This is a genomic window from Arthrobacter sp. NyZ413, assembly GCF_049390645.1.
Lineage (GTDB): Bacteria > Actinomycetota > Actinomycetes > Actinomycetales > Micrococcaceae > Arthrobacter.
The window spans coordinates 4,165,873-4,179,649 of sequence record NZ_CP155434.1 but is presented as its reverse complement, the minus strand read 5'-3'; the positions used below and the strand labels follow the sequence as shown (position 1 = coordinate 4,179,649).

Below are 13,777 nucleotides of genomic sequence, written 5' to 3'. Positions count from 1 at the left end.
TTATACCGCGCGGTGACGAGTGCAGTGGTCGGTGCTTGGCAGCTTGATGCAGTGCGGGAGGGGGCCGTGCACGCTGTTTTTGGGCGTGCTGGTTGTTTTCTGGCCGGCTGTTCTGTTCTTTTTAGGCGGCCGGCTGTTCTTTTGGGCGGGCCGGCTGTTTTTAGGCGGGTTTGCGGAGTTGTGGTTGGTGGTGTGGTTTGTGGTGGTGGTTCCGGTCGTCCCAGTGGTGGAGGGCGGTGGTTTCGAAGGGTGAGATTTGGGTGTCGGGGTCCGTGTCCGGGGTGTGGGGTGTGCCGGGCAGGGGCGGGGCTGTTGTTTGGTAGCTGTGCCCGGTGGGGGTGAGGAGTTCGAAGGTGTGCCGGTGTCCGGGGTGTGGATTTCGGGTGCGGGTTGTCCAGCCGGGGAGTTCTTTGGTGTGGTTGCAGGCTTCGCAGAGTCCTGCGCCGTTGTTTTGGGTGGTGGTTCCGCCCAGGTGCCAGGCCAGGATGTGGTCCAGATGCCGGATGGGCGCGTCGCAGTAGGGGGTGCGGCAGGTGTTGTCCCGGACCTGGATGAGGCGCCTGAGCCCGGGCGGGAAGAGTCTGGCCTTCGAATCGGCGGCGACGAGTTCGCCGCTTCCGGGCGCGGTGAAGAGCCGCCGCAACCAGACCTTGAACTCTGCTTCCCCGGGCTGGTGGTTGCCCGGTCCGGGGCGGAGCGCCTCGGCGGCCGCGGCGTGCCCGGCCCCCGCACCGCGTTCCTGACCGGCGCTGTGTTCCTGGCCGGCGCTGTGTTCGTGACTGGCGCTGTGTTCTTGGCCTGCCCGGTGGCTGCGTCTGGTCCGGTGGTCCGGCCCGTCTTTGCCGGTTCCGGTCCGGTTTCTTCGCCCGGGACCGGGTTCGTGCCCGGCCTGACCGGTCCTATCTCCGAGTTCTTGCCTGTCTCCGGTTCCGCCGGGTCCGGTGCTGCCTCCTGCATCAGACCCGGTTTCGGTGACGCCGTTGTTTTCGGTGTCGGGTCCGGTGTCGCCGTTGTTGTCGCCGGGGTGTCCGGGTTCGGGGTTGGTTTGGGTGGGTCCGGGGTTGGTGGTGAGGAGGGTTCTGGCCCAGGTGGCGGGGATGATGCCGTAGCCGGGGATCCGTGCCGGTTCGGTGTGGCCTTGGAGGAGGGTGCGGTCGGTCATGACGAGGTGGAGGTCGATGCCGGTGATCCCGGCCCGGGTGCCGGTGGTGCGTTCGACGAGGGTGTCGGCCATGACTTGCCCGCGGGAGCGGGTCTCCCCGCCGGAGCGGAGGGTGTCTGCGTGCCGGGTCAGGGCGGCGTGCACGGCCACGCCCTGGGCCACGGGCAGCAGCGCGGTCAGGTACGTCATGGTGTCCGGGGCCGGGCGCAGGCTGACGTGCCTCTCGGTCACGGCGCGGGCGGCGCGGCGGGTGACCGTGCCCGGGTCACGCCGGTACGCGGCTGCCCGTGCGGCGGCGGTCACGGCGCGGTCTCCGGCGCCGTGCAGGGTTCCGGTGTCCGGGGCGAGTTCGGCGTCGACCCCGGCCCGGTCCTCCGCGCTGAGGCAGGCGGTTTCCTTGACCAGCAGTGTGGCGCGCCATTCGTTGAGTTGTCCGGTGTCCAGGGCGGCCAGGGTCCGGGGCATCTCCACCACCAGCGCCTTCGCCAGGCCGAGGAGGCGGGAGCCTTTGGCGGGGGATTCCCGTCTGGCCAGCGCGACCTGCGCGCCGACGCCCTTGCCTTGCTCCGCGGCAGGGACCCCCTGCCCGGCGTGGGTCCGGCGCTGGGCAGTGTCGAACGCGACGGTGATCCGGGCCTGCGCCCCGGCGATCGCTGACTTCAAATCCTCCAACAACCGCAACTGACCAATCAACACCGCCCCCACCCCCGCGACACCGGTAATCCCGGTGCTGCCGGCGGTGTCGGCGAAAGGGTTGCCGGTGCCCGGGCCACTACTGCCGGGGTTGCTCGTGCCGGCGGTGCCGGTGCCGGCGGTGCCGGCCAAAGCGGTAGCGGCCAACGCGGCGTCGGCAGATGGGTTGTGGGTGCCGGGACGGAACGCCGTCACTGCCGCGATCGCCGCCTCGATCAAGGCGAAGGCATCGGCACCAGGAACTGGACCGGGATCCGTCCCGGGAAGAGCAGCGACCGGCGACCCGGCACCACGAACGCCGGCACCACGAACGCCGGCAGCACGAACGCCGGCACCACGAACGCCGGCAGCACGAACGCCGGCAGCAGGAACGGCAGCATCACGCGGACCATCACCCGAAGGCATGTCCGTCCGAAGCTGCCGCGTCCGCAAAACCGATCCCCCGATCTCGTCCATAACCAAAGCCTCCCACGGACCCCCGACAAAATAAGCCCCGCCCGACCGGCGACGGTTCTTGTTTGAAAAACCGGTTCATGATTCAGATTCCGCCGCAACAAGCGCCGGGATCGCGGCCGGCATCGTCGACCTGCGTCAGGCGAACCACCACCCCGGTACGCGCCCCGTCGCAGGCTGCCGCGTCCACAAAACCGATCCCCCGATCCCGTCCATAACCAAAGCCTCCCACGGACCCCCGACAAAATAAGCCCCGCCCGACCGGCGACGGTTCTTGTTTGAAAAACCGGTTCATGATTTAGATTCCGCCGCAACAAGCGCCGGGATTTCGGCCGGCGTCGTCGACCTGCGTCATGCGAACCACCACCCGATACGCGCCGGTCCGAAGCTGCCGCGTCCGCAAAACCGATCCCCCGATCCCGTCCATAACCAAAGCCTCCCAGAAGGCACCGACAAAATAAGCCCCGCACAACCCACTACGGTTCTTGTTTCAGATTCCGGAGCTTCTTTACATTCCGCAGCATAAGCGACGGGATTTCGGCCGGCGTCGTCGACCTGCGTCATGCGAACCACCACCCGGTACGCGCCGGTCCGAAGCTGCCGCGTCCGCAAAACCGATCCCCCGATCCCGTCCATAACCAAAGCCTTCCAGAAGGCACCGACAAAATAAGCCCCGCCCGACCCGCCACGGTTCTTGTTTCAGATTCCGGAGCTTCTTTTAGATTCCGCCGCGCAAGCGCCGGGGTTGCGGCCGACGTCGTCGACTTACGTAGCCCGAGCCACAACCGAAGGCGCGGTGGGTCCCGTGCTGCCGCGTCCGCAAAACCGGTCCCCCATTCCCGTCCATAACCACAGCGTTCCACGGACCCCCGACATTAAAGGACCCGCACGAACGGCGCAGTTCTTGTTCGCCATGCCGGACCATCAAGCGACGGAACTGGAATCAAGCGACGGGCCCCGACAAAAGAACGGCGGCGGATTACTCTTCACCCACATCCGGTGGTCCTGGGACTTCGCCGATTACGTCTCGCTTGGAGCTCTCATGGCTCCTTGAGCAGGCCTCGCCTGGCTACTCCTCGTCCGCCATCACGACAAACGCTTTGGGGACGCCGAAGAGGCCCGTCGAGCTGCCTGGGACAGGCGCGGACGCCAACTTTAAGGCGCGACCGGCCCGCATTGAAACCCGACCGGCCCGCACTTAAACCCCGACGGCGGGGTGCCGCTTCTCGTGGAAGCCGCACCCCGCCGTCGGGCCCTTTCGGGTGAAACCTAGGCGGAAACCAGGTTGTGCCAGTCGGCGACGAGGGGCAGGTTGTGCGCCTCGGATACCGAGTGGTGTGCCACGTGGCCTCCTGCGATGTTGAGGCCTGCGGCGAGGGCGGGGTCGCGGTCGAACGCGGCTTTGACCCCGAGGTTGGCAAGTGCCACGGCGTAGCGCAGGGTGACGTTGGTCAGTGCGTACGTGGAAGTGTTCGGAACGGCGCCGGGCATGTTGGCGACGCAGTAGAAGATCGAGTTGTGGACCTTGTACGTGGGTTCCTGGTGGGTGGTGGGGTGGGTGTCTTCGAAGCAGCCGCCCTGGTCCACGGCGATGTCCACCAGCACGGAGCCGGGCTTCATGCGGGAGACGAGTTCGTTGGTGACCAGCTTGGGGGCCTTGGCGCCGGGGATCAGCACGGAACCGATGACGAGGTCGGCGTCGACCACCGATTTCTCGATCTCGTACTTGTTGGAGGCCACCGTCTTCAGTCGGCCCTGGTAGAGGGCGTCGAGTTCGCGCAGGCGGTTGATGTTGATGTCCATGATGGTAACGTCGGCGCCGAGTCCGAGGGCCATGGCGGCGGCGTTGGTTCCGGCCACGCCGGCGCCGAGGACAACCACCTTCGCGGGACGGACGCCCGGGACGCCGCCCAGCAGGACTCCTTTGCCGCCGGCCGGCGCCATGAGGGAAGAAGCGCCGACGACCACCGACAGGCGGCCCGCGACCTCGGACATGGGTGCCAGCAACGGCAGCGTCCGGCCTTCCTGCACGGTTTCGTAAGCGATGGCCGTGACGCCGGAGTTGATGAGTTCCTGTGTCAGTTCGGGCTCGGCCGCCAGGTGCAGGTAGGTGAAGAGGATCAGGCCCTTGCGGAAGCGGTGGTATTCAGCCTTGATGGGTTCCTTGACCTTCATGACCATGTCCGCACGTGCCCAGACGTCGTCGGCTTCGGCCACCATTTCGGCGCCGGCAACAGCGTATTCCTCGTCGGTGATACCGGAGCCAAGGCCTGCGCCGCGCTCCACCAGCACCGTGTGGCCGTGGGTGCGGAACTCGTGAACGCCGGCGGCCGTGATGGCGACGCGGAATTCGTTGTTCTTGATCTCTTTGGGGACACCGATGATCATTTTGGGCTCCATGTTCGAAAGGCTTTGTCGGCCTTTTTCCGTGCGGGGACTGTGGTTCCAGAATAAATCCGCTGTGAGCCAAGCGACAGGAAACGGGCTGTTCGCCTGCGCAGAAATCCGCGTAATTCCGGGGTTTTTGCCTTTCCCGGATCGACATTTGTCGAGCTGCGGAGCGTCAGGTGTCGCCTGATGTCCGTTTGGCAAAGTACCCTTGCCCCATGCAGCAGGATGTGGAGAAGATCGTCGAGGACGTCGCGCTCAAGCTGGGCCGCGGCCTTTCCTTGGAAGACCTCGACGGCGTCCTCCTCGCCTATAGTTCCAACCAGTCCCATGCCGACCGCGTGCGCGTGAATTTCCTGTTGAGCAAGAAGGTTCCCGTGGACGTCAGTGCGTGGCAACTTTCGCACGGGATCGCGACGGCGGTGCGTCCCGTCGTCGTGCCGGCAAACGAAGAACTGGGCATGGTTGGACGCGTTTGCGTCCCGCTGCTGGTGCGCGGCTTCCGCGTCGGCTACCTCTGGGTCCAGCAGGACCTTGACGAGCAAACCGCGACGGCGATCCTCGCCGAATTGCCCGGTGTCCGGGACGAGCTGGACCTCCTTGCGGCGCTCTTGCTCGACTCAAACACCGCGGAGTCGGAGTTCCGCCGCCGCAAAGAACAGGAATTCCTGGCGGCCTGCGGCGGGGAATCCAATGCGGTTTCCGGGGTTGCGGGTTGGAAAGAGGTCCAAGGGCGGGGTCCGTGGCAGTTGGTCACGGCGCTGGACGCCGGCGACCTCGGCGGAGTCTCCGATCCCATCGCCGCCACCCTGACCCACCGTTCGGCCGCACTGCAGGCCACCATCGGCGTCGATTCGGTGCTGTTCAGCGCAGGCACTGAGACGCATTCAGTGCTCCTTTTCCGCGAAACGGGAGGCAGGGCTGAGCACGCGCAAGTCTTGGTGCATTACCAGTTGGAGCTCGCGAAGCGGGCGGGACGGAAAGTCGATCGCGTGATCCTGGGCATCAGCGAGCCGTTCTCCGTAGTCCGCCAGATGGCCGCGGCCTACCGGCAGTCGAAACTTGCGGCCCAGGCGGCCGCCGTCGATCCGACCCTTGGCGAGCTGGTGGACAGCCGTTCGGTGGGAATCTACCAATTGTTTGATCGCCTGCAGGCTCCGGGCGGTTGGGACGACGCCGGATCTGTCCACTTCCGCGCCCTCGAGGACCATGACCGCAACGGAGAACTGTTGCCCGTCCTCGAATTGCTCTATGACAGCGACGGTTCTGTCCAGGACGTAGCCACTAAGCTGCACCTGCATCGGAGCAGCATTTACAACAGGCTTGGCAGGATCCGCCAGCTCATCGGTGCCGATCCTTTGGGCGGGGCGATACGGCTTGAACTGCACGCAGCACTGAAGGCGCGGCGGTGGGCTGGAAGGCCCAGGATCTGACCACGCCCCCTGAACGTGTGGCGCAACGAACTGTGGCACAAACGACAAAGAGGGAGGCAGCGAATTTATCGCTGCCTTCCTCTTTATGCCGGGTTAGTTGGAGGGGAAGTTGTAGGAGGCGCCGGAGGCGTGGTGGGTTTCGGGCCAGCGGGAGGTGATGACTTTGCCGCGGGTGTAGAAGGAGACTCCCTCAGGTCCGTAGATGTGCTTGTCGCCAAACAGGGATGCTTTCCAGCCGCCGAAGGAGTAGTACGCGACCGGCACGGGCAGGGGGACGTTGATGCCGATCATGCCGACGTCCACGGAGCGCTGGAATTTGCGGGCGGCGGCGCCGTTGGAGGTGAAGATCGCGGTGCCGTTGCCGTAGGGGTTGGCATTGATCAGTTTGATGCCGTCCTCGAGGGTGTCGACGCGGACCACGACGAGCACGGGTCCGAAGATTTCCTCGGTGTAGGCGCTCATCGCGGTGGTGACGTGGTCGATCACGGTGGGTCCGACCCAGAACCCGTCCTCGTGGCCGGGGACGATGAGGTCGCGGCCGTCCACGACCATGGCCGCGCCGGCGGTTTCGGCTTCGGTGACGGTCTTGAGGATGAACTCTTTCGAGGCCGGGGTGATGACCGGTCCCATGTCGGCACCCGGTGCGGTGCCGTTGTCCACCGTGATCGCGAGGGCGCGTTCGCGGACCTTGCCCACCAGTGCGTCCGCGGCGTCTCCGACGGCGACGGCGACGGAGATCGCCATGCAGCGCTGCCCGGCGGAGCCGAACGCGGCGGCGGCCACGTGGTCGGCAGCGTTGTCGAGGTCGGCGTCGGGCAGGATGATGGCGTGGTTCTTCGCCCCGCCGAGGGCCTGGACCCTTTTGCCGTGCTTGGTGCCGACTTCGGTGATGTGCTTGGCGACCGGGGTGGAGCCGACGAAGGAGATCGCGTCCACGTCCGGGTGGGTCAACAACCCCGAGATCGTCTCCCGGTCGCCGTGCAGGACCTGGAACACCCCGTCCGGCAGCCCTGCTTCCTGGAACAGGCGCGCGAGCAGCATCGCGGCGGAGGGGACGTTGCCGGAGGGCTTGAGGATGAACGCGTTCCCGGTCGCGATGGCCATCGGGGCCATCCACAGCGGCACCATGACGGGGAAGTTGAACGGGGTGATGCCCGCGACCACGCCGACGGGTTCGCGGAAGGAGAACACGTCGATGCCGGTGGAGACCTGGTCGGAGTATTCGCCCTTGAGCAGCGTCGGCACACCGCAGGCGTACTCGATCACTTCCAGGCCGCGCCCGATCTCGCCCTTCGCGTCCGAAAGGACCTTGCCGTGCTCGGCCGTGATCAACGCCGCCAGCTCATCCACATGGGAGGCGACCAATTCACGGAACTTGAAGAGCACCGCGGTGCGCTTGGCCAGGGAAATATCACCCCAGGACTCCGCGGCCTTCTTCGCGATGGCCACCGTGCGGTCCAGATCCTCCCGCGAGGCCAACCGCAACTCCGCGGTGACCTGACCGGTGGCAGGGTTGTAGACCGGCTTCGTCGCCGACCCCGTCCCCGCGGAGAATTCCCCGTCAATGAAATGGTTGATAGTGAGCGTTTCAAGCGTAGTCGTCACGATTGCTTTCTTTCTGTCAGCCGAGCAGTGCGTGTAGGCGCGAGTGTCTTTCGAGCGCAAGAGCAAAGTGAAGGAATTTGTCCTTACATACTGACATGCTAACAATTCGGACGAACCTGAATCAAGGGTCCATTTAACTCGCGGGCGCCGCCGTCGAGCTCCGCACCACCAGACGCGGCTCCAGTTTGCGGTCAATGACGGGGAAGTCGGGCTTGGCGAGTCGCTCGAGTGCCGTGATTCCGGCTGTCCGGCCAAGTTCCAGTGCGTGGAGGTCCACCGAGGTCAAGTCGATTCCGTGGAGCTTGGCGATCCTCGAATCGTCGTAGCCAACAAGGGAGAGGTCCCGCGGGACTTCAAGGCCGTGGACGAAGGCGATTTCGCGGACGCCGAGGGCCATCTCGTCGTTGTGGGCAAATACGGCGGTGGGTCGGTCCAATGCTCCGAACAGTTGGTCCGCGGCCTGCCTCGCTGCTTCCTGCGTGTAGTCCTGCGCGTACACCACCTGCGGCACCAGGCCTGCCTTGTGCATGACCTCTTCATACGTCAGGCGGCGGTCTTCGTGGCCTTGGTGGATCGGGCCGGTCACGTGGGCAATGCGGGTGTGGCCGAGCCTGAGCAAGTGCTCCACTGCGGCCCGGGCGCCGGCGACATTGTTTGAATAGACGCTGTCAACCCCCTCCACCCGCCGCGTGACACTGATGAGCGGTACTGTCCGGGAAAGCTCCTGGACCTGCGAGTCGGGTTCCAGGAGTGTGGCCGCGATGATGACGCCCACGCGCACCTCGATGAGCGAGCTGAGCGATCCTTCGTCGATGCTGCCCCGGGAGTGCGAGACGCTGAGGATGAGGCGCTTCTTCATGGGCGAAATCGCCTCGCGCACTCCGCTGAAAACGTCGACATAGACTTCGTTGCTCAGGTCCAGGAGGAAGAGTCCGACCGTTGCGGGCTGTTTCCGTGCAAGATCGGCAGCGACGGCGTTGTGGCGATAGCCGAGGAGCTTTGCGGCGTCGAAGATTGCCTGTTTGGTCTCGTCACTCACGCCTGGTGCGCCCCGGAAGGCGAACGAGACGAGCGTGCGCGATACGCCAACCTCGCGCGCAACGTCTTCCTGTGTGATGGAGCGGGCGCGCGTTGTCTTCATGCGTGACATCCTATCGCGCGTTAGGTCTCTCAACCCCAGTCGTTAGGCCTCTCAGCCCCTGTAGCGTTCCGCGCCGAAGTGCCCCAGCTCATACCTCCGCGCCCCGCGAGGGCATCGAAAACATTTCCATGTAAGTTTGACCTGACATATAGACTTTCGCGTGTTAGAGTAGTGATGCGGGTCACGAGGGGTCCGCGCCTGGACGACAAAGGAGTCACATGGAAACCGCAAATCTTCACGGCAAAGCCTCATCCTTACCGCCATTGACGGATGGCCCACACCGTAAGCGCCTTGGCCTCGTAGCGTTGGTTGCCACCTTCGGCGGCCTCCTCTTCGGCTACGACACCGGCGTCATCAACGGAGCATTGAGCCCGATGTCCTCGGAGCTCGGCCTGACTCCCATCACTGAGGGCGTCGTCACGGCTTCGCTCGTCTTCGCAGCGGCGATCGGGGCAATCTGCGGCGGACGCCTCTCCGACTTCTGGGGTCGCCGCAAGTCGATCATCCTCCTAGCCGTCCTGTTCTTCGCGGGAACGGTGGCAGTAGTCTTTACCCCGAACTTCGAGGTCCTGGTCCTGGGCCGCATCCTCCTCGGCCTCGCCGTCGGCGGCGCTTCAACGGTTGTTCCGGTGTTCCTCGCCGAACTCGCGCCTTACGAAATCCGTGGTTCGCTTGCCGGCCGCAACGAGCTCGCCATCGTGGTCGGGCAACTCGCGGCGTTCGTTGTCAACGCCATTATCGGCAACCTCTTCGGCCACCTCGACGGCGTGTGGCGCATCATGTTCGCGATCTGCGCCTTGCCCGCCGTCGCGCTGTTCTTCGGCATGCTGCGGATGCCCGAGTCGCCCCGTTGGCTCGTTGAGAAGGGCCGCCGGGATGAAGCACTCTCGGTGCTCCAGACCGTCCGCACCGCGGACCGCGCGGCAGCCGAGCTCGCCGACGTCGAGATTGTCGCCAAGGAAGAGCGCGAGAGCCACCAGATCGGCTGGCGCGCCATCTTCTCCAACAAGAACCTCTTCCGCATCCTCCTCGTTGCCATCGGCCTAGGAATTGCGCAGCAGCTGACCGGCATCAACTCGATCATGTACTACGGCCAGACCGTGCTTACCGAATCCGGCTTCAGCAAGGACGGCGCGCTCATCGCCAACGTCGCTCCCGGCATCATCGCCGTCGTCGGCGGCATCATCGCCCTGAAGATGATGGACCGCCTCGACCGCCGCAAGACGTTCATCATCGGCCTCTCCCTCACCACGACGTGCCACGTCCTCATCGGCATCGCCTCGATGGCCCTCCCCGTCGGCAACCCCATCCGTCCGTTCGTGATCCTGTTCCTCGTTGTCGCTTTCGTCGGTTCGATGCAGACGTTCCTCAACGTCGCAGTCTGGGTCTACCTCTCCGAGATCTTCCCTCTGCACATGCGCGGCTTCGGCATCGGCGTGGCCGTCTTCGCCCTCTGGGTGGTCAACGGCTTCCTCTCGCTGTACTTCCCGTCCATGGTTGCCGCGATGGGTATCACCGGAACGTTCTTCCTCTTCGCTGTTGTAGGCGCCCTGGCCCTGGTCTTCGTGATCACCCAGGTGCCGGAAAGCCGCGGCCGCACGCTCGAGGCGCTTGAGGAGGACGTGACCACCGGCGCGATCTACCTCGTCCGCAAGTAGCGTGGCCCGCTGGAGTTTGTGTACAGGTCACACCCGCTAACGCCCGCTTTAAGGGGTGTCAGGTGTACACAAACTCGCGGTTCGGGGATGCTTGGCTAATGCGCGCGATGGTCATGGAACAGATTGCCGGACCCCTCGAGGTCCGCGACGTCGACGAACCCGAGGTTCTGCCTGGCGGGGTGGTAATCGACGTCGTAGCTACCGGGCTGTGCCGAAGCGACTGGCACGCGTGGGCCGGCCATGACGACATCGCCCTCCCGCACGTTCCCGGCCACGAATTCGCGGGAGTAATCGCCGCGGTGGGCCCGGGAGTGGCGAAATGGTCCGTGGGCGAGCGCGTCACCGCTCCCTTCGTCGAGGGCTGCGGGGAGTGCGAATGGTGCCTGGCCGGCAACGCGCAAGTGTGTCCCCAACAGCAGCAGCCCGGCTTCACGCACTGGGGATCCTTCGCCGAACGGGTTGCCATCCACGCCGCGGACACCAACCTGGTGGCGATTCCCGACGGCGTCACTTTCGAAGCCGCCGCGAGCCTCGGCTGCCGATTCGCAACAGCGTACCGCGCGCTCACCAGCCGTGCGCGCCTCGCCGCCGGGGAATGGGTGACGGTAGTAGGCGCCGGAGGCGTGGGACTTAGCGCGGTCATGATCGCGAAAGCCCTCGGCGGCAAGGTCATCGCCGTCGACCGCAATGCCGCGGCCCTGGAAGTCGCCACCTCGCTGGGAGCGGATGAGGTGCTGCTCGCGGACGGTTCGGACATCCCCGCCCAAGTGCACGCCATTACCGCGGGCGGTGCCCACGTAGCAATCGACGCCGTCGGCAGCGAACAGACTAGTGCCGACGCCATCCTGAGCCTCCGCCGCCGCGGACGGCACGTGCAGATCGGTCTTTTGCCACCGGTGGACGGCCACCCGCGGGTCCCCATGGCGCGCGTGATTGCCTGGGAACTCGACGTTTTCGGAAGCCACGGCATGGCCGCGGCCGACTATCCGGGCATGCTCGCACTCATCGAAGCCGGAAGGCTCCGGCCCCAGGGCCTCATCGAACGCGTCATTGGGCTCGACGAGGCGGCTCTGCTCCTACCCCGCTTCGACGCGGCGAAGGTAGCCGGGATGACGATGGTCGATCCGCGCCGCTAAGGCCACAGCGCCTCAGCGGAGACCATGGCTGTGCGCCAGGGCGATCGCCTCGGTGCGGGAGCCGACGTCGAGCTTCTTGAAAAGGTTCCGCATGTGGAACTTGACCGTGTTCTCGCTGATGCCGAGCGTCGAGGCGATGGTGCGGTTGCGTTGACCCGCGGCGAGGTGCTGCAGCACTTCGAGTTCCCGGGCGGCGAGGTTCCATCCGGCGACGTCCCCGGCCGGGCGCGACGGCGGGTCGAGGGGGAGTGCGACGAAGACGTCGGCGCCCCAGCCCGGCATGACTTCGATCCGCAGGTTTCCGCTGAGCGCCTGGACGCGACGGTCCAGGCGGTTGATGCTCGGCGCGTTCGGGGCGAGCACGCCACGGCCGTCGTCGCGCACGTTGATCAGGAGGTTTTCGCCGTCGCAGTCCCATTGGGTGCGGATACGACTGACGTTCGGTTGCTCCATCATGGCGAGGACAAGTCCGCGGACGACGGCGCGCGCAGCGTGGGCCACTTCGCCGGGGAGGGCCCTGCCGTTGAGCGGCGGTTCGATGAATTCGACCTCGGTGCCGCTGAAACGGGTGAGCGGCCGCAGGTCTTCCCGCAGGCGTTCGAAGGCGTTCGCGACCGGTTCTTCCACGAGGTCCGTGGTGCGGTCGCTTAGGGTGCGCAGCGCCACCAGGGCTTTGGCGGTCAGGTCGGTGACCGTGTTCCGGGCTGTCGAGTCGTCCAAGGACGAAGAGCGAAGCGCCGCGAGGAGCGTCTCGAGGGTGGTGGAGTGCATGTCCGTCAGTTCCGCGGTGACGCGAAGGCGTTCGGCTGAAGCCGCGCGCGATTCCAAAAGGTACGACGGCGGTGCGTCCGCCACCTTCTCTTGGATCCGTTTCGCCGTGATGCGCCACAAATAGGTGACCAGTTCGATCTCAGCCTGGGATGCGGGACCGGGCGGGTAAGGGTTGGTGAGGACCAGGAGGGCGTTGCTGGCCGCGTGCTTCATGGCGAGCACGGGGCGCGCCTTGCCGGCGATTTCCGCGTCCCCGAACCATGGGGACTCGTCCGGCAGTGAAGCGCGGACCGCGTCCATCTCGGCGATGGAAACCCGAGAAATGATTCCTTCGTCTCCCGCCTTTTTCTGGGGGCGCCCCGTGCAGTCCTCCGTGAAGATGACCAACGCGCTGTTCCCCATGTAGGGGAGCATGGCTTGGCGAAGCCTGTCCGCTATTTGGAGGAGTGGGGCGTCGGCCAATGCCGCCACGGCCTTAAGAAGCGGCCAAGGCAGTTCTGCCAGTGGAGTGATGGATTCCTTCACATATTGGGGGGCGGAAGTGCTCATCAGGACAGTCTACTCCGGACCCAAATTGCCGGCCCAGTCCGAATGGGTAGTTAGAACCGTCACAAAACAGTGTTACTCCTACCCATTTGTTTCGCGAGTATTGATGTCAACCAGAAAGCACTCGATCGGCCACTCCGGCCGACGACCGAATCGAAGGGACAAATCGTGACCACGACAGCAAACGCGACAACCGCCGCGTACACCACCGCAAGTGACATTGTCCGCAATCTGTCCCTCGTGAGGGACGAGATTTCGGCTACCGTCGCGAAGATCGACGAGCAGCAGATGGCCCGCTTGGCCAGCCACCTCAGCCACCCCGGCCGGGTATTCGTTGCCGGTGCGGGCCGCAGCGGCCTGGTCCTGCGCATGGCGGCGATGAGGCTGATGCACCTGGGCATGAACGTCCACGTCGCAGGCGACACCACCACCCCCGCCATCAGCTCCGGCGATGTGCTCCTGGTGGCCTCCGGATCGGGAACGACCTCCGGTGTGGTCAAGTCCGCCGAGACGGCAGCCAAGGCCGGAGCTCGCATCGCGGCGTTCACCACCAACCCGGACTCGCCGCTGGCCGGCCTGGCCGACGCCGTGGTGATCATCCCCGCCGCCCAGAAGACCGACCACGGCTCCAGCGTTTCGCGCCAGTACGCCGGTTCGCTCTTCGAGCAGGCACTGTTCATCGCCACCGAGGCGATCTTCCAGTCGCTCTGGGACACCGTGGCCACCCCGGCCGAGGAGCTGTGGCTGCGCCACGCAAACCTCGAGTAAGAACCAACCCCCAGCTAAGAACC

General features: G+C 65.5%; 10 protein-coding genes. 4 read left to right on the top strand and 6 right to left on the bottom strand.

Going from position 1 to position 13,777, the window contains the following annotated elements:
- Window positions 1-160: 160 nt before the first annotated feature.
- The 3 genes from ABCW42_RS19470 to ald all read right to left on the bottom strand — a co-directional run bounded on the left by ABCW42_RS19470 (window position 161) and on the right by ald (window position 4,696).
- The gene (locus ABCW42_RS19470) at window positions 161-1,855 is read right to left on the bottom strand and encodes a DUF222 domain-containing protein (protein ID WP_423184955.1); all 1,695 of its coding nucleotides are present in this window, start codon (window positions 1,853-1,855) and stop codon (window positions 161-163) included.
- Between the two features lie 215 nt (window positions 1,856-2,070).
- Window positions 2,071-2,247: a hypothetical protein gene (locus tag ABCW42_RS19465; protein ID WP_423182482.1), complete on the bottom strand. Its 177-nt coding sequence runs from the start codon at window positions 2,245-2,247 to the stop codon at window positions 2,071-2,073.
- A gap of 1,330 nt (window positions 2,248-3,577) precedes the next feature.
- Window positions 3,578-4,696, bottom strand: coding sequence for an alanine dehydrogenase (gene ald, locus ABCW42_RS19460; RefSeq protein ID WP_133207093.1), 1,119 nt, complete (start codon window positions 4,694-4,696; stop codon window positions 3,578-3,580).
- Window positions 4,697-4,914: 218 nt separating this feature from the next.
- On the opposite strand from ald, the gene ABCW42_RS19455 reads away from it, so the two are divergent.
- Window positions 4,915-6,129 (top strand): PucR family transcriptional regulator, encoded by a 1,215-nt coding sequence (locus ABCW42_RS19455; RefSeq protein ID WP_423182725.1) that lies wholly within the window; start codon window positions 4,915-4,917, stop codon window positions 6,127-6,129.
- A gap of 93 nt (window positions 6,130-6,222) precedes the next feature.
- Here ABCW42_RS19455 and ABCW42_RS19450 read toward each other — a convergent pair whose 3' ends face one another.
- Both ABCW42_RS19450 and ABCW42_RS19445 read right to left on the bottom strand, forming a co-directional pair.
- A complete protein-coding gene (locus ABCW42_RS19450; RefSeq protein ID WP_423184954.1) occupies window positions 6,223-7,737 on the bottom strand; it encodes a CoA-acylating methylmalonate-semialdehyde dehydrogenase in 1,515 nt (504 codons plus the stop codon).
- A gap of 130 nt (window positions 7,738-7,867) precedes the next feature.
- The gene (locus tag ABCW42_RS19445) at window positions 7,868-8,875 is read right to left on the bottom strand and encodes a LacI family DNA-binding transcriptional regulator (protein ID WP_423182724.1); all 1,008 of its coding nucleotides are present in this window, start codon (window positions 8,873-8,875) and stop codon (window positions 7,868-7,870) included.
- Window positions 8,876-9,093: 218 nt separating this feature from the next.
- Between ABCW42_RS19445 and ABCW42_RS19440 the strand changes: the two genes are divergently transcribed.
- The gene (locus ABCW42_RS19440; protein WP_423182723.1) at window positions 9,094-10,533 is read left to right on the top strand and encodes a sugar porter family MFS transporter; all 1,440 of its coding nucleotides are present in this window, start codon (window positions 9,094-9,096) and stop codon (window positions 10,531-10,533) included.
- Window positions 10,534-10,631: 98 nt separating this feature from the next.
- Entirely contained in the window at window positions 10,632-11,669 is a 1,038-nt protein-coding gene (locus tag ABCW42_RS19435; RefSeq protein ID WP_423184953.1) for a zinc-binding dehydrogenase, read from the top strand.
- Window positions 11,670-11,681: 12 nt separating this feature from the next.
- Here ABCW42_RS19435 and ABCW42_RS19430 read toward each other — a convergent pair whose 3' ends face one another.
- Window positions 11,682-12,989 carry a LuxR C-terminal-related transcriptional regulator gene (locus tag ABCW42_RS19430; protein WP_423182722.1) on the bottom strand — a complete coding sequence of 436 codons (1,308 nt, stop codon included), beginning with the start codon at window positions 12,987-12,989 and terminating at the stop codon, window positions 11,682-11,684.
- A 165-nt stretch (window positions 12,990-13,154) separates the two neighbouring features.
- On the opposite strand from ABCW42_RS19430, the gene hxlB reads away from it, so the two are divergent.
- Window positions 13,155-13,754, top strand: coding sequence for a 6-phospho-3-hexuloisomerase (gene hxlB, locus ABCW42_RS19425; protein WP_423182721.1), 600 nt, complete (start codon window positions 13,155-13,157; stop codon window positions 13,752-13,754).
- Window positions 13,755-13,777 lie beyond the last annotated feature (23 nt).